Source organism: Polynucleobacter sp. Tro8-14-1 (assembly GCF_018881655.1).
Lineage (GTDB): Bacteria > Pseudomonadota > Gammaproteobacteria > Burkholderiales > Burkholderiaceae > Polynucleobacter.
This window is the reverse complement of the sequence record NZ_JACVPX010000002.1, coordinates 221,015-237,340: the sequence shown is the minus strand read 5'-3', so window position 1 is coordinate 237,340 and position 16,326 is coordinate 221,015. Positions and strand designations below refer to the sequence as shown.

Sequence of the window (16,326 nt, the reverse complement as noted above, 5' to 3'; positions counted from 1 at the left end):
TTGGTTAACCAAGCTTTTTACGCAAGAGTTCGTTTACCTGACTAGGGTTTGCCTTGCCTTGCGAGGCTTTCATGATCTGGCCAACGAGAGCGTTAAACGCCTTCTCTTTGCCCGAGCGGAACTCTTCAACCGATTTCTGGTTAGCCGCTAACACCTGATCAATGATGGCTTCAATAGCACCGCTATCACTAATTTGTTTCAGCCCTTTGGCTTCAATGACTTGATCAACGGTACTGATAGCTTTACCTGCGATAGCCTCTTCCCAAAGAATGGCAAAGATATCTTTAGCGATCTTATTAGAAATAGTGCCATCTGCCACACGCGTTAGTAATGGCGCTAAATGCTCCGCTTTTAATGGCGCGTCAGCAGTAGCAATACCTGCACGATTTAAAGAGGAAGCAAATTCACCAGCAATTAAATTGGCCGCGGCTTTTGCCAATGGCTTACCTACGATTACTAATAGCTCTTCAAATACTTTTGCGGTGTCACGATCTTGCGTGAGCAACTGCACATCGTAGGCACTTAATCCAAATTCACTTTGCCACTGCTCACGTAATTGCGCAGGCAATGCAGGCATCTTGCTGCGAACATCTGCAATCCATGCATCATCAATCACAACGGGCAATAAGTCAGGATCGGGGAAGTAGCGATAGTCGTTAGCATCTTCTTTACTGCGCATACTGCGGGTTTCACCACGATCAGGATCGTAAAGTCGGGTTTCTTGAACAACGGTACCGCCATCTTCAATCAGCTCGATTTGGCGACGCACTTCATATTGAATGGCTTCTTCCAAAAAGCGGAAGGAGTTCAAGTTTTTAATTTCGCAACGGGTACCAAATTCAGTCTGGCCTTTGGGACGCACAGAGACGTTCGCATCACAACGGAAAGAGCCTTCTTGCATATTGCCGTCACAAACCCCAAGCCATACCACCAAGCCATGCAAAGCCTTGGCATAAGCAACGGCTTCAGCAGCGCTGCGCATGACTGGCTCAGTCACGATCTCGAGGAGTGGTGTACCTGCGCGGTTCAGATCAATCCCGCTAGAAGGTTCGCCATGAGGACCTGTAAAGCCCTCTTCATGGACGGATTTACCAGCATCCTCCTCCATATGGGCGCGAGTCAATTCAACTACTTTTATTTCATCCCCGACCAAGATCTCCAGATGACCCCCAACAACCACCGGGATCTCCATCTGACTGATTTGATAGCCCTTAGGTAGATCAGGATAAAAATAATTTTTGCGGGCAAAGATACTTGCTGGCGAAATCTTCGCATTCACTGCCAAACCAAAACGAATCGCATGTTCAACAGCCTGACGATTAAGCACCGGCAAAACACCAGGTAGCGCTAAATCCACTGCGCATGCTTGCGTGTTTGGGGCTGCACCAAAGCGTGTACTTGCACCGCTAAAAATCTTGGATTGAGTTTGTAGCTGAGCGTGGGTCTCTAGACCAATGACGACTTCCCATTGCATCATGCCACCTCGCTTGCTGGACGCAAATGCCAATCGCTGGCTTGCTGATATTGATGCGCCACTTGCAACAAGCGTGCTTCAGAAAAATAATTGCCAATGAGTTGCATGCCAATAGGCAAACTATTTCCATTAAATCCACATGGGACACTCATCGCCGGTAAACCTGCCAAGTTTGTAGAAAGCGTATAAATATCTTCTAGATACATTTGCACGGGATCTTTAGATTTCTCGCCCAAACGCCAAGCCACATCAGGGGCTACAGGCCCCAGGATGACATCGCACTGATTGAATGCAGCCTGAAAGTCTGCCGCAATAATGCGACGAATTTTTTGTGCCTGCAGGTAATAAGCATCATAGTAACCATGACAAAGAACATACGTTCCAATCATGATGCGGCGTTTAACTTCGGCACCAAAACCTTCGGTACGTGACTTGGCATACATATCATTGAGATCGCGATACTCATTGGCACGATACCCATAACGCACGCCATCAAAGCGACTCAAATTACTCGATGCTTCTGCCGGCGCTAAAACGTAATACACCGGAATAGAGAGCTTGGTTTTTGGCAGACTCACATCAATCAATGTAGCGCCTAAATTTTCTAAAAGCTTGGCTGCTTCATTAACGGATTTCGCTACATCGCTTGCCAAACCTTCAGCAAAGAATTCTTTTGGCAAACCAACACGCAAACCTTCCAATGGTTTTGCGGGATTGGTATTACCTTCCTTCCAATGTTGATTGAGATAACGACCGTAATCTTCACCAGAATCAGCCAAGGAGGTAGAGTCACGCGGATCATGCGAAGACATTGCAGACAGCAACAAGGCGCAATCTTCTGCAGTTTTGCCCATCGGCCCAGCTTGATCTAGCGAGGAAGCGTAAGCAATCATGCCGTAGCGCGACACGCGCCCATAACTGGGCTTAATACCGGTTAATCCACAAAATGCTGCTGGCTGACGAATGGAGCCGCCCGTATCTGTGCCAGTCGCAATTGGAGCCAAACCAGCCGCAACAGCTGCAGCCGAGCCGCCAGATGAACCACCAGCTACGTGGGCAGAATTCCATGGGTTTAAAACAGGGCCATAGGCAGAGTTCTCATTAGACGAGCCCATCGCGAACTCGTCCATATTGGTTTTACCCAAACAAACCATTCCAGCGCCATGGGGATTACCTTCGTCTGGGATTCCCAGATTGGCAACCACCGTGGCATCAAAAGGACTTTGATATCCAGCCAAGATTTTGGAAGCCGCAGTGGACTTCCAGCCACGCGTTACAAAGACATCTTTGTGGGCAACGGGGATACCCGTCAACTTACCAGCTTTTCCAGATGAAATAAGCTGGTCTGCTTTATTTGCTTGCTCTAAGCTTAAGTGAGCATTCACATCAAGGTATGCATTCCACTGCATTCCAGCCTCAATACGATCCAAAAAGTACTGGGTTAACTCCTTGCTGGAAACCTCTTTTGCAGCCAGTGCTTTTGCCATCAAAGCGATAGGGGTGTTGTGCCAACTCATTCGATCACCTTTGGCACCAAGAAATAGCCGTCGTGCTGAGCAGGGGCTGATTGCATGTTTTCGGCACGATGGTCTGATTCAGTAACCTGGTCAACACGCATGGGTTGGGCCAAATCACGCAAAAAGAGGATTGGGTGAGCCAAAGGCTCAAGACCACTTGTATCAACGGCTTGCATTTCCTCAACCAAGGAAAAAATGGCCTGCAATTGAGGCAAAACTGCCTCGGCTTCTGCCTGGTTTAACTCAAGCCTAGATAGGTGCGCAATGCGCTGGACATCATCAAGTTTCATGGGACGAGAGTATCATTCCTATATATTTTCATTAACACTTTCTATTTTCCCACTACATCATGTTTGGTTTTTTCCGCAGCTACTTTTCCAATGACCTAGCCATCGACCTAGGAACCGCTAACACCTTAATTTATATGCGTGAGCGGGGTATTGTCCTCGATGAACCTTCTGTTGTGGCAATTCGCCAAGAAGGTGGGCCAAACGGCAAAAAGACCATTTTGGCCGTCGGCAAAGAGGCAAAAGCGATGTTGGGTCGTGTTCCAGGGAATATTGAGGCCATTCGCCCAATGAAGGATGGCGTTATCGCTGACTTCACCATCACCGAACAAATGCTCAAGCAATTTATCAAACTTGTGCATGAAAGCAAATTATTAAAGCCAAGTCCACGCATCATCATTTGCGTTCCTTGCGGATCTACCCAAGTTGAACGTCGTGCGATTCGCGAATCTGCATTAGGCGCTGGTGCATCACAAGTATTTCTGATTGAAGAACCAATGGCAGCTGCAATTGGTTCTGGCTTGCCTGTCTCAGAAGCTGCGGGTTCGATGGTTGTCGACATCGGCGGCGGTACAACTGAAGTTGGCGTCATGTCATTAGGTGGCATGGTTTACAAAGGCTCTGTTCGTGTTGGTGGCGATAAGTTTGATGAAGCGATTACCAATTACATTCGTCGTAACTACGGGATGTTGATTGGTGAACAAACTGCTGAGCTGATTAAAAAAACGATTGGCTCAGCTTTCCCTGGCGCTGAAGTGCGCGAAATGGAAGTAAAGGGTCGCAATCTTTCTGAAGGTATTCCACGTAGCTTCACCGTTACTAGCAACGAAATTCTTGAAGCGTTGACTGATCCGTTGAATCAAATCGTGACTGCGGTAAAAGCAGCTCTCGAGCAGATCCCACCTGAGTTAGCGTCCGATATTGCTGAACGCGGCATGATGCTTACTGGCGGGGGAGCCTTATTGCGCGACCTCGATCGCCTCTTGCTTGAAGAAACTGGTTTGCCAATTCATGTGGCAGAAGATCCCTTAACTTGCGTGGCTCGTGGTTGCGGTATCGCACTCGAGCGCATGGATAAGTTAGGCGGAGTGTTCTCGCACGAGTAAGCGACCTACACGTCGACCAGGGAATTGCAACATAGCGCTCCACCACTTTTCAGACAGGGCATTCCGGCCTTACTTAAACTGATTGTCTGTCTGTCGATCAGCATCGCTCTGATGCTGATCGATTTTCGTTTCAAAGCACTCGACCCCATTCGCAACAACATCAATTGGATTTTGCGCCCACTTGAATATGTCATGATGGCGCCGCGCAATGCCTTTGAAGCAACGTCTGAGTATTTCACAACCAGATCGACTCTTGATCAAGAAAATCAAGTAATGAAAGTACGTCAGGCAGAGCTTTCTTTGCTGGCAAATCAATCTGAATTTTTGATGGTGGAAAACCAAAACCTGCGCGAGCTCATGACTTTGCAAAAACAGGTTCCATTCAAAACATTGCCGGTAGAAATTCTGTTTAACCCACCCAATCCAATTTCACAACGCATCGTAATCAATCGCGGCAGTAATGATGGTCTAAAGCTTGGCAACCCGATTGCCAATGATTCCGGGATTTTGGGCCAAGTGGTCCGTCTCTATGAGCGCTCTGCTGAGGTTTCCCTGTTGGAGGACCGTGATTTTGCCGTTCCAGTCCAAGTGGCCCGCAACGGCCTTCGTGCAGCCGTATTCGGCGCAGGGCGCGGCAACCCACTGGAACTTCGCTATTTACCGGTAGCCAGTGATTTGGAAGTTGGCGATATTTTGCTGACCTCGGGGATCGATGGCGTTTACCCTCCAGGGTTTGCAGTAGCAGTGATTAGCAAAATAGAGCGCAATGTTGATAAGAACTCTTCTAACGTCTTTTGTGTTCCCGTTGCGGCAGTAAATCGCTATCGTCAAGCGCTTGCACTGTTGTACGATCCGCAACTTGATGCCAAAGCGGCAACTGTGAATAACAAATCCACTTCTGGTGCGCCGCTCAGCAATACGCCGGGCAGACGCCAAACTCGCGCGCGAGGCATGCAATGATCGATTTCCAGAGCGGCTATATTCTGCGCCCGGTAAATCCGGTCTTTATTTATTTCAGCCTATTTTGCGCGCTGCTATTAAACCTATTACCCATTGGTAATTACGGTTGGGTGCCAGATTGGTTAATCCTGTGTATTGTTTTTTGGAATATTCATCAGCATCGCTATGTCAGTGTCATCACGGCCTTCATTTTGGGCTTGATGATGGATGTACATAATTCCGATTTATTAGGATTGCACGCCTTTAGTTACTCTCTGGTCGCCTACCTTGCTATCTCATGGCACAGGCGCATTGTGGCTCTGACCGTTCTTTCCCAAGCCCTGCACCTACTCCCCATCTTCTTATTGGTATCGCTATTTCCTGTGCTGGCGCACTGGCTGCTCAGCGGTGAACTCTATTGGTGGGCTTTAACAGGTGCGATCCAGGCTTTGATTGAAGCAATGCTTTGGCCGCTAGCCACCCGCATCCTGCTTGCGCCGCAACGTCGCCCTATAGATGTTGATCACAATCGACCCCTTTAAGAAGCGGCATGGTTTCTTTTAAAAAACCGGATCTCGACTCCTTTCAAGAGCGTATTCATATTGCGACTCTATTTGTCACGTTTTGCTTTTTACTACTCATCACCCGTCTTGTATGGCTACAACTTGTAAGCCACGGAAAATACGCACTTCTGGCTGAAAGCAATCGCATTGCCTTGGTTCCAGCGCCAGCAAATCGTGGGCTCATTATTGATCGCAATGGCATCGTTATTGGTCGAAATTATTCTGCCCTTACCTTGGATGTGAATGCTGAAGAAGTCAAAGGGAACGTAGATCAGCTCATCAACGATCTTTCTGAAATCGTTGCTATTTCGCCTCGGGATCGTCGCAATTTCAAGCGCTCCCTGGAGGATTCTCGAAATATGGGCACTTTCCCTCTGCGCTCCATGCTCAACGAGACCGAAACCGCCCGGTTTATGGCCAATCGCTATCGCTTTCCTGGGGTAGAAATCCGGGCTAGAAGCTTTCGGGAGTATCCATACAACGAATTAGCCTCCCACCTGATTGGCTATATTGGCCGCGTTTCGCAACGTGACAAAGAGCGCATGCAGACTGAAATTGAGGACGCCAAGGCCGATGATCCCGATGCTTTGCAGGCTTCTTTTTTGCGTGGCATTCAGTACGTAGGCAAGATTGGTTTAGAGCAAAGCTATGAAAATGTTTTGCGTGGCGTGCCTGGTTACGATCAAGTAGAAATTACTGCGGGCGGCAAACCGGTGCGTACACTTTCAAGCTCCCCTTCAGTTCCCGGCAAAAATCTAGTTCTCTCCGTTGATATCAAGCTCCAATATTTAGTTGAGCAACTATATGGAAATTTTCGCGGTGCATTTGTGGCCATTGAACCAGCGACAGGTGATGTATTGGCTTTTGTCTCTAAGCCCAACTTCAATCCGAATGATTTTGTGGAAGGCATTGATTCGGTGACTTGGAAAGAGTTGAATGACTCTCCACAGAAGCCGCTCTATAACCGCCCACTGAAAGGAATCTATCCACCCGGATCTACTTACAAACCTTTCATGGCATTAGCCGCTTTAGAAAATAAAAAGCGTACTCCATCACAAACAATTTCGGATCCTGGCTACTTTGACTTTGGCAACCACACCTTCCGGGACGATAAAAAAGGTGGTCACGGAATTGTCGATATGCAAAAGTCGATTGTTGAATCTTGTGACACGTATTACTACATGCTTGCTCGAGACATGGGGGTAAACATGATTGCCGATTTTATGAAGCCATTGGGCTTTGGTCAAATCACTGGCATTGATTTACAAGGCGAAGCAAGAGGTGTTTTGCCATCCACCGAGTGGAAGAAAAATACTTTCAAAAAACCTGAGCAGCAAAAGTGGTACGAGGGTGAAACTATTTCCCTGGGTATTGGACAGGGTTACAACGCTTTCACAATCTTGCAATTAGCCCATGCCATGGCAAACGTAGCTAATAACGGTATTGTGATGAAGCCGCACTTAGTCAAAGCCATTGAAGATCCATTTACTCGCAACAGAGTGCTGACAACCCCAAAAGAAAGTTATCGGATCGATCTCAATGCTGAGAATATTGAAGTGATTAAGAAGGCCATGGTCGAGGTTAATAACTCCGGCACATCTGCCGCAGCATTTAAAGGAGCTGGATATCAAGTGGGCGGAAAAACCGGAACTGCGCAGGTATTTAGTTTGAACTCCAAAGATTACAAACATGGATCCACAGCAGAATTTTTGCGCGACCATGCCTTGTATATCGCATTTGCTCCAGCGGATAAACCAACCATTGTGATTGCGATGGTTGTAGAGAACGCAGGCTTCGGCGCGCAGTATGCCGCTCCGATTGCACGTCAAGCATTGGACTACTACATTGAGGGCAAGTGGCCCAAGGAGGTTCCGGAATGGAAAAGAGCCCCTTAATCAAAGTTAAAAGATTTTTCTCCAGCATCTTCGCTGGTTTAGACCGCCAGCTAGGCCTTATTCTGCTTGGCTTAGCGGCTGTTGGCTTTTTTACTTTTTTATCTGCAAGTCAAAATACTCCCGTACAAATTACAGATGAATTGCGCAATCTCGCACTCTCGTTTTTAGTGATGTGGATCGTTTCACGCATTCCACCAAAGTGGTTAGAGATGGGTGCAGTTTGGATTTATGGATTTGGGGTTGCCCTCTTAATCGCAGTAGCTGCATTCGGACTCATTAAAAAGGGTGCTCGTCGCTGGCTCAATATTGGAGTTGTCATTCAGCCATCCGAGATCATGAAGATTGCGATGCCACTGATGCTTGCTTGGTACTTTCAAAAGCGAGAAGGCATTCAAAAATCCTGGGACTATGGTGTTGCTACTGTGATTTTAGCGATACCCGTTTTTTTAATCGCACGCCAACCAGACCTGGGAACTGCGTTACTCGTTTTTGCAGCAGGACTATACGTCATCATCTTAGCGGGCCTGCCGTGGAAATGGATACTGCCATTTGTTGGCTTGGGCGCCATTGGCATTTTGTTAATTATTATTTTTGGTGGCACTATTTGTGCCAATGATGTAGTGTGGCCATTTGTGCACGACTATCAAAAGCATCGCATATGCACTCTGCTAGATCCGACTAGCGACCCACTCGGTAAAGGCTTTCATACCATTCAATCCATGATTGCTATTGGCTCTGGCGGATTCTTTGGCAAAGGTTGGTTCCAAGGAACGCAAGCGCATCTAGAATTTATTCCAGAAAAACATACTGACTTTGTCTTTGCAGTTTTTTCTGAGGAATTTGGTTTATTAGGCAACCTGGTATTGATTGCCTTGTTCTTCGCACTCATTAAAAGAGGCTTAGCGATCTCGGCGAGCGGGCCAAACTTATTTACGCGCCTCTTAGGTGCGTCAGTGACTTTAATTTTCTTTACCTATGCATTTGTCAACATTGGTATGGTGAGCGGTCTCTTGCCGGTAGTTGGAGTGCCGCTTCCATTTATTAGTTATGGTGGCACTGCATTGGTGACACTTGGCTTTGGCGCAGGAATATTAATGAGCATCCATCGTCACCGTCGTTTAGTGCAAAGCTAACTCAGCGTAGTGATGAATTGAATTGATTGAGATTTTTGATGAAATAAAAAAAGCCCGGCATGCCGGGCTTTTTTATCAACAAAGGAAGAATTACTTCTTACGTTTGTTAACTGAATCTTTAAATGCTTTACCAGCAGAAAACTTAACAGTCTTTGCAGCAGCAATTTTGAGTGGCTCGCCAGTTTTTGGGTTACGACCCATACGTGCAGCACGTTTGCCAGAAGCAAAAGTACCAAAGCCGATCAGTTGTACTGAGTCACCTTTAGTAACAGCTTTGATAATTGTGTCGATTGCAGAATTCAATGCGAATTCAGCTTTGGCTTTAGAAATCTCCGCGTCGTCAGCAATCGCTGCGATTAGTTCGGCTTTGTTCAAGTGAAGCTCCTTATAGATATTGATGTCAGCGCACATTACGCTTACATGATTTTAACCACAAAAAATTACAAAAATAAAGTTGCGTTACAGCAATTTTTTACTACGACTACAAATTACTCATCCAAAACGGTGATATCAGAAACAAAATACTCGGTATCGCCAAAACAGGTAGTTGGCAAACCAATGTGTTGCTCATACTTAAGAGCCACCTTTTTACCCAAATTAGCATTTATTTTTTGCGCTACAGCATCTTCACGCACCGTAAAGAAGAATTTTTCTGACATTGTGCCTGGCATAGAAACCATGGCTAATTCGCCTTCCCAGGTTTTGCATACGTAACCGCGATTAGAGAATTTCTGAACATACCCCGCACGCTCACCGCTGCCATAGCTCCAAGTTAGCATTCCCCACGTATAGACTGAAATACCCACTAACCCAATTAAAACAAGGCTTAAGAGCCACTTTATAAAGCTATTCATAAGATCATCCTTAGCAAAACTCCACATAAACCCTAGGCCGGTTTTCAAACCCTCTGCTTGAAGTATATGAGCATCCGAGCATAAGAAATAGTCAATTTAGGGCTGATATACAAATTAAAATATTAACAATTACCCCACTTAGACAAAGCTCATGGAAATTCGCCACATCATCTTTTTTATTTTTATAGCATCGGCCGTTTACGTCTATTTCAGAGGAAAGGTTCGTTTTGGGGTCATTAGATCTCTTACCGACTACCAAGTGCTTTTGGCTCCCGTAAATGCACTTTTGTATTTATTTTCAAAAGTAAAACCCAGTGCTTTTATTCCAGTAAGCCAATTTCCTGAAATGCAGCCCATCCAAGATAACTGGGAAATGATTCGACAAGAAGCGCTTTCACTGCAGGAAGGCGGATCTATTGCTGCGGCAACTGGATACAACGATATTGGCTTTAACTCCTTCTTTCGCACTGGATGGAAGCGTTTTCACCTCTGCTGGTATGGAAAAGAGGTGCCCTCTGCTCAAGCAGGTTGCCCCAAAACAGTTGCACTGCTTAAATCAATTCCCTCAGTCAAGGCTGCCATGTTCGCCTCACTACCGCCTGGAGCAACGCTGGTGCGCCACCGCGACCCCTATGCGGGCTCCTTGCGGTATCACATTGGCCTAACGACTCCCAACGACCCCAAATGCTTTATTGATGTAGATGGGGAGCGTTATTTCTGGAAAGATGGGGAAGCGGTCATGTTTGATGAAACTTACATTCATTTCGCTGCTAATGAAACAGATCAGCAAAGAATCATCTTATTTTGCGATGTCGAGCGCCCGGTTCACACTAAGGCAGTTACTCTATTCAATCGCTGGTTTGGGCGCTATGTAATGAGCGCTGCATCATCTCAAAATGTTGAAGGTGAAAAAATAGGCTTTGTAAATATTCTGTTTACCTATTTTTACCATCTCCGTGCACAAGCCAAAAAGCTCAAAGCAAAACATCGCTCCGTTTATTACGTAGGTAAGTGGGTGCTTATTTTGGGAATCTTATGGGCAATATTTTGGTAAGCGCCGACCTTTAAATCAAGGGCTCAACAACTGTACAATTTGCTCGGGACTGATGGGGCCCCAAATTTCTACTCGTTTCTTGCGGCTATTTTGACCAGAAACGAATTGAATTTGTTTTTGAGGCACCCTTAATTGCTTAGAAAGCCAAGCCAATAATAGCTCATTAGCCTTATTTTCTAAGGCAGGCGCCTGTAAAGAAATCTTTAAACAGCCGTCATGCAGGCCAACGACCTTGGTCACTTTGGCTCCTGGCTGACAATGCAAATTTAAGATTATTCCGGTGGGGGTTTGTTTTAACCAATTAGGCGTCATTAAAGTACTTTAAACTGAAAACATGCCATACAAAAATTCTCAAGCCCTAGAGCATCTCTTTACAAGCAACCGAGAGTGGGCCGAAGGCATGATCGCAAAAGATCCTGACTTCTTTAAGCGCCTAGTTAACCAACAGGCACCAGAGTATCTCTGGATTGGCTGCGCAGATAGTCGCGTGCCCGCAAACGAAATCGTAGACCTATTGCCAGGCGAGCTATTTGTTCACCGCAACGTAGCTAACGTTGTAGTTCACACTGATCTAAATTGTTTATCCGTTATTCAATTTGCAATTGACTTGCTTAAGGTCAAGCACATTCTGGTGGTTGGTCACTATGGATGTGCCGGTGTCCACGCGGCACTAAGTGATCAACGCGTAGGTCTTGCTGATAACTGGTTGCGTCATGTAAAAGACGTACATCAAAAACATGAGCGTTATTTAGGTGAAGCTATTCCAACTCCTAAGCGTCAAGATCGACTTTGCGAACTCAATGTTATTGAACAAGTAGTTAACGTATGCGAAACAACTATCGTGCAAGATGCTTGGGCGCGTGGGCAAGATCTCACTGTTCACGGCTGGGCATATCGTCTTGATACGGGCCTAGTAAATGATTTAGGTATGTCGATCAGCTCTACAGAAGAAATGTTAGTGCGCTACAAGAAGTCCATCAACCGTTACGAATCAGAGCAAAACTAATTTGCTGAAGTCTTTTTCCAATCAAGTAGTCGTCGTTCTACTCAAGCTTCTTGCCCTTTTGCCTTATAGGTTTCTGGTTGCTCTGGGCTACGGCCTTGGATATATTGCGGCTCGAATTCCAAGCGATAGAAGTCGAGTGGTCAAAACAAATCTCCATTTATGCTTTCCAAGCTTAAGTCCGGCTGAAATCGACGGTCTTGCCAAAGAGCATTGGCGCTTGCTTGGGCGTAGTCTGGTAGAGAAAAGCATTATCTGGTGCGGCAGCTCTAAACAACTGAGCAATATGATTGAGGTGAAATCAGCGGTTGACCTCTCAAGCAAAAAACCGCGCATCTTAGTAAACATGCATTTCACAGGGATTGAGGGCAGCATTATTTTGAGCGCGCTCTCCAAAACAAAACATTGGCCGCGCACTTCAGGATTTTTTCAGAGAATGAAGAATCCATTCTTTAACAAACGAATTGTCGAATGGCGTAATCGCTTTGGCGGGAATTCAATTGATCGCCAAGGCAACGCAAAGGCGATCATCCGAGAAATTCGCAACGGGGACTTCATCATCATTGCGCCGGATCTTGATTTAGGTCTTAAGGATTCTGAATTTGTACCATTTTTTGGAATTCAAACAAATACCATCACCACCATTTCTCGTTTAGCAAAAATTACTGGCGCTGACGTATGCTTAATGACCACCACATTAAAAGCAGATGAATCAGGTTACCTTTGCGAAATTGGGAAGCCTTTAGAGAATTTTCCTGGGGCAGACCCCAAGTCAGACACCGCACGCCTTAATCAATGCTTTGAGGCAGAAATTCGACTTCGGCCGGCCGAATACTACTGGGTTCACAAGCGCTTTAAAAATCGACCAGATAATGGTCCGAGCCCCTATAACCCTTCTTTCTAGGGGCCTTTTGTCCTATCATTAAGGGATGACTGAACGTATTGGGCTATTTGCCGATCTCCACAGCAATTTAGAGGCTTTTGATGCCTGCATGGCTCGTGCCGAGGAACTTGGCGTTACTCGCATGGTGTTTCTGGGGGACCTCGTGGGCTATAACGCCGACCCTGTTGCACTGCTTGAACGCGTTGCCGGGCTTGTAGAAAATAAAAAAGCGATTGCCATTCTTGGCAACCATGATGAGGCTGTTTTTAAGGATAGCCGTAATCAAATGAACGCCAGCGCCAATGCCGCAATTGAGTGGACTAAATCTCAATTAAATAATGACCATGTAGATTTCCTTAAAAATCTTCCTCTGATGGTTCAAGAAGATCGGATTTGTTTTGTGCATGCCTCTGCTTACAATCCAGCCGAGTGGAATTACATTACTGACAGCATGAGTGCATGGCGTTGTGTACAAAGCTCTGGCAAAAATTACACTTTTGTTGGTCATGCACATGAGCAAGCGCTTTTTTATCAAAGCGCTGTTGGGAAACTCATTCGATTTGCACCACACCCTGGCGATGAAATTCCGGTACTACCTCATCGCCAATGGGTAGGTGTTGTTGGCTCTCTTGGTCAACCTAGAGATGGCAATCCAGAGGCCTGCTTTGCTGTTTTTGAGCCCGCTTCAGAAGCCCTTACATTTCATCGTACGCCCTACGATCACTACACTGCCGCAGAGAAAGTACGTCGCGCTGGCCTGCCAGAAGACCTGGCAAACCGCCTCATCACCGGCAAATAAACAATGCCCATCAATACCGACATTCAAGCAGTAGACGATATATTTCAAGAAGGCAAAATAGTAGATGGATTTGTTTTAGGCAAGGAAGTTCACCGCGGCGGAATGGCGAGCCTTTTTTCAGCAACTAAAGAGGGGATAGATGTCCCTATCTTGCTGAAAATCCCGCGTGTTGGCAGAGATCAACCGGTTGAAAGTTTGATCGGCTTTGAAACCGAACTCACTATCTTGCGCTCCCTAAAAAGTCCTTACGTTCCTCAATATTTAGGTTCAGGCAATATGGCCACGCGTCCTTATATTGCAATGGAAAGGGTTGAGGGCCGGCCATTAGAAGATTACATCAAGGAAGGTAAAGTATTTACGATTGATGAGGTAGTACGCATTGGGGCAGATTTAGCGCAAGCCGTTCAGTCACTGCACTCACAAGATGCCATCCACCTAGATGTCAAGCCTGAAAATATTTTGATTGATGAGAAGGGGAAGTTAACGCTCATTGATTTTGGTTTGTCGCACCACGCTCGATACCCAGACTTGCTTGCAGAAGAGATGCGAAAAGGTATCGGCTCTGCGCCTTATATTTCTCCAGAACAAGTAGCCGGCATTCGCTCTGATTCGCGAAGTGATATTTTTTCTATTGGCGTGATCATGTATGAGTTGCTGACTGGCGAACTGCCATTTGGTAACCCTCAAACAATGAGTGGTCTACGTAAACGGATGTGGGCAGAACCCTTTCCACCACGCGCTATTCGTAGAGAAATTCCTCGCTGGTTACAGGAAGTAGTGCTCAGATGTCTAGAGCCACGCGCTGCCGATCGCTATCAAAGCGCAGCGCGCTTACGTCAAGTATTGCGAGACCCCGAGGGCGTTACGCTCACCGAACGAGCCGACCGGGTTGAGCCACCTAGCTTTTGGGAAAATCTCAAAGGCATGTTCAAAGCTGCTGGTTACGAGCCCTCTCCCAGCCCACGGCCTAGTATGGGCAACCTTGATGCGCCCCTCATGATTGCTGCGATTGATACGCGTCAGTCTGATGAAGCTCTGCGTGAGCGCATGCAAGTTACAGCGAAAAATTTATTACAGGCCTATCCTGAAAGCCGCCTAATTTGTTTGAGCACGATTGCCAGCACACCAACCTATGAAGGCAATCATGAAAGCCAAACCGCTAGCGGCATCGTCCGCGGCCACCTAGTGCAATTGATGGAGTGGGCTAAACCACTCAAATTACCACCTGAAAGAATTTCTTATCACGTACTTGAGGCGCTTGATCCCGCCTCTCGAATCGTTGAATTTGCCAAGGACAATGATGCTTCCCTCATTTTGATTGGGGCATCACATAAGCTGCCTAATAAAGTAACGCCCTGGAGAACCTCGATGACCAAGATTGTCGAAGAGGCTCCCTGTAGCGTTCATATTGTGCGCACTTAAATATCAGCGCATTTTGTCTTGCTTTTGATCCAAGATCAATTCTGGCTCTTGTGCTTCAATCCAATTGTCGCGATTAAGGACGCTAGTTAACTGCTTTTGATCTAGCTCGCCAGTCCACTTGGCAACCACAATCGTAGCCACGCCATTGCCAACTAAATTCGTCAGCGCTCGTGCTTCAGACATAAAGCGGTCGATGCCCAAGATGATTGCTAAACCAGCAACCGGAACATCTCCAACAGCAGAAAGGGTGGCTGCCAAAACGATAAAGCCACTACCAGTTACGCCTGCTGCACCTTTAGATGTGAGCAATAGCACTAGCAAGAGCATAACCTCCTGCATGAGTGTCATCGGCGTATTGGTTGCTTGCGCAATAAATACTGCAGCCATTGTTAAATAAATAGAGGTGCCATCTAAATTGAATGAATAACCCGTTGGAATAACTAAACCAACGCACGCTTTCTTGGCGCCCAACAGCTCCATTTTTTCCATCATGCGTGGCAAGACGGATTCGGATGATGAGGTTCCCAAAACAATTAACAACTCTTCTTTAATGTAGCGCACGAATTTAAAAATATTGAACCCATTAATTCGCGCGATGATTCCTAAAACAATGAACACAAAGAGTAGGCAGGTTAAATAAAACGAGCCCATGAGTTTGCCCAAAGAGAATAAAGAGACTATGCCGTATTTGCCAATGGTGAATGACATTGCGCCAAATGCACCAATAGGCGCAAACTTCATAATCACACCAATCATGTCAAAGAGAACATGGGATGTTTTTTCAATTAAGTCGAACACCATTGTTCCGCGACCACCAAACTTATGCAATGCAAATCCAAACAAGATTGCAATGAAAAGAACCTGCAAAATTTCACCCTTAGCAAATGCATCAACCGCACTGCTCGGGATAATATTCATTAAGAAATCTGTAGTAGTACCTATTTTTCCGGGCCCGGTATACGAAGCAATTCCTTTGGTGTCTAAGCTTGCTGGATCGATGTTCATGCCAGCACCAGGCTGAAGCACATTCACTACAACTAAGCCGACCATCAAAGCAATCGTGCTCACAATCTCAAAGTACAACAGTGCGAGTCCACCAGTTTTGCCCACCTTCTTCATGTCTTCCATGCCGGCAATACCTAGAACCACCGTACAGAAAATAATGGGGGCAATTAACATCTTGATGCCTTTAATGAAGGCATCCCCAAATGGTTTCATTTCTGTACCCAAGCTTGGGTAAAAATGACCCAGCAAAACACCAATTACAACGGCTGTAAGTACTTGAAAATAAAGGATTTTATAGATTGGTGGTTTTTTTAATGCAATAGTCATTTGGTCATCCTTTATTAAATTATGAGCAGGCTTTTTTATTTCGTCTGCCCCCATCTTAACTCCAG

17 protein-coding genes are annotated in these 16,326 nt (G+C 46.1%); 10 read left to right on the top strand and 7 right to left on the bottom strand.

Annotation, left to right across the window (positions count from 1 at the left end; all coding sequences use genetic code 11):
- Positions 1 to 4 precede the first annotated feature (4 nt).
- The 3 genes from gatB to gatC are packed head-to-tail and all read right to left on the bottom strand — an operon-like array spanning position 5 to position 3,281.
- A complete protein-coding gene (gatB, locus tag ICN34_RS03660; RefSeq protein ID WP_202816818.1) occupies positions 5 to 1,477 on the bottom strand; it encodes an Asp-tRNA(Asn)/Glu-tRNA(Gln) amidotransferase subunit GatB in 1,473 nt (490 codons plus the stop codon).
- Positions 1,474 to 2,991: an Asp-tRNA(Asn)/Glu-tRNA(Gln) amidotransferase subunit GatA gene (gene gatA, locus ICN34_RS03655; protein WP_216120822.1), complete on the bottom strand. Its 1,518-nt coding sequence runs from the start codon at positions 2,989 to 2,991 to the stop codon at positions 1,474 to 1,476. The genes gatB and gatA overlap by 4 nt, the downstream gene beginning before the upstream one ends.
- The gene (gatC, locus tag ICN34_RS03650; protein ID WP_215358758.1) at positions 2,988 to 3,281 is read right to left on the bottom strand and encodes an Asp-tRNA(Asn)/Glu-tRNA(Gln) amidotransferase subunit GatC; all 294 of its coding nucleotides are present in this window, start codon (positions 3,279 to 3,281) and stop codon (positions 2,988 to 2,990) included. Before gatC ends, gatA begins: the two co-directional genes overlap by 4 nt.
- A 59-nt stretch (positions 3,282 to 3,340) precedes the next feature.
- Here gatC and ICN34_RS03645 point away from each other — a divergent pair, with 59 nt between their 5' ends.
- From ICN34_RS03645 to rodA, 5 genes are read left to right on the top strand one after another with little or no spacing between them, the layout of a single operon-like run.
- A complete protein-coding gene (locus ICN34_RS03645; protein WP_068319852.1) occupies positions 3,341 to 4,384 on the top strand; it encodes a rod shape-determining protein in 1,044 nt (347 codons plus the stop codon).
- A 24-nt stretch (positions 4,385 to 4,408) separates the two neighbouring features.
- Positions 4,409 to 5,344: a rod shape-determining protein MreC gene (gene mreC / locus ICN34_RS03640; protein WP_072582600.1), complete on the top strand. Its 936-nt coding sequence runs from the start codon at positions 4,409 to 4,411 to the stop codon at positions 5,342 to 5,344.
- Complete coding sequence (gene mreD / locus ICN34_RS03635) at positions 5,341 to 5,865, top strand: rod shape-determining protein MreD (protein ID WP_072582599.1); 525 nt, start codon at positions 5,341 to 5,343, stop codon at positions 5,863 to 5,865. Before mreC ends, mreD begins: the two co-directional genes overlap by 4 nt.
- An 8-nt stretch (positions 5,866 to 5,873) precedes the next feature.
- Positions 5,874 to 7,781 carry a penicillin-binding protein 2 gene (mrdA, locus tag ICN34_RS03630; RefSeq protein ID WP_216120820.1) on the top strand — a complete coding sequence of 636 codons (1,908 nt, stop codon included), beginning with the start codon at positions 5,874 to 5,876 and terminating at the stop codon, positions 7,779 to 7,781.
- Positions 7,763 to 8,914 carry a rod shape-determining protein RodA gene (gene rodA, locus ICN34_RS03625; RefSeq protein ID WP_072582597.1) on the top strand — a complete coding sequence of 384 codons (1,152 nt, stop codon included), beginning with the start codon at positions 7,763 to 7,765 and terminating at the stop codon, positions 8,912 to 8,914. Before mrdA ends, rodA begins: the two co-directional genes overlap by 19 nt.
- 90 nt (positions 8,915 to 9,004) lie before the next feature.
- Here rodA and ICN34_RS03620 read toward each other — a convergent pair whose 3' ends face one another.
- Together ICN34_RS03620 and ICN34_RS03615 are read right to left on the bottom strand one after the other, a co-directional pair.
- Positions 9,005 to 9,325, bottom strand: coding sequence for an HU family DNA-binding protein (locus tag ICN34_RS03620; protein WP_011903860.1), 321 nt, complete (start codon positions 9,323 to 9,325; stop codon positions 9,005 to 9,007).
- A 77-nt stretch (positions 9,326 to 9,402) separates the two neighbouring features.
- On the bottom strand, positions 9,403 to 9,768 hold the full coding sequence (locus ICN34_RS03615) for a hypothetical protein (RefSeq protein WP_072582885.1): 366 nt from the start codon (positions 9,766 to 9,768) through the stop codon (positions 9,403 to 9,405).
- A gap of 157 nt (positions 9,769 to 9,925) precedes the next feature.
- On the opposite strand from ICN34_RS03615, the gene ICN34_RS03610 reads away from it, so the two are divergent.
- A complete protein-coding gene (locus ICN34_RS03610; RefSeq protein WP_216120878.1) occupies positions 9,926 to 10,822 on the top strand; it encodes an aspartyl/asparaginyl beta-hydroxylase domain-containing protein in 897 nt (298 codons plus the stop codon).
- Positions 10,823 to 10,837: 15 nt separating this feature from the next.
- Here the strand turns inward: ICN34_RS03610 and ICN34_RS03605 are convergent, their stop codons facing one another.
- On the bottom strand, positions 10,838 to 11,134 hold the full coding sequence (locus tag ICN34_RS03605; RefSeq protein WP_072582595.1) for a DUF167 domain-containing protein: 297 nt from the start codon (positions 11,132 to 11,134) through the stop codon (positions 10,838 to 10,840).
- Between the two features lie 22 nt (positions 11,135 to 11,156).
- On the opposite strand from ICN34_RS03605, the gene can reads away from it, so the two are divergent.
- From can to ICN34_RS03585, 4 genes are read left to right on the top strand one after another with little or no spacing between them, the layout of a single operon-like run.
- On the top strand, positions 11,157 to 11,828 hold the full coding sequence (can, locus tag ICN34_RS03600) for a carbonate dehydratase (protein ID WP_072582594.1): 672 nt from the start codon (positions 11,157 to 11,159) through the stop codon (positions 11,826 to 11,828).
- A gap of 1 nt (position 11,829) precedes the next feature.
- A complete protein-coding gene (locus ICN34_RS03595) occupies positions 11,830 to 12,729 on the top strand; it encodes a lipid A biosynthesis acyltransferase (RefSeq protein WP_216120818.1) in 900 nt (299 codons plus the stop codon).
- 25 nt (positions 12,730 to 12,754) lie between these two features.
- Positions 12,755 to 13,507 (top strand): metallophosphoesterase, encoded by a 753-nt coding sequence (locus tag ICN34_RS03590; protein WP_216120816.1) that lies wholly within the window; start codon positions 12,755 to 12,757, stop codon positions 13,505 to 13,507.
- Between the two features lie 3 nt (positions 13,508 to 13,510).
- Positions 13,511 to 14,929: a protein kinase gene (locus ICN34_RS03585; RefSeq protein WP_072582591.1), complete on the top strand. Its 1,419-nt coding sequence runs from the start codon at positions 13,511 to 13,513 to the stop codon at positions 14,927 to 14,929.
- A gap of 3 nt (positions 14,930 to 14,932) precedes the next feature.
- Here ICN34_RS03585 and ICN34_RS03580 read toward each other — a convergent pair whose 3' ends face one another.
- Complete coding sequence (locus tag ICN34_RS03580) at positions 14,933 to 16,261, bottom strand: dicarboxylate/amino acid:cation symporter (RefSeq protein WP_216120813.1); 1,329 nt, start codon at positions 16,259 to 16,261, stop codon at positions 14,933 to 14,935.
- Positions 16,262 to 16,326: the final 65 nt, after the last annotated feature.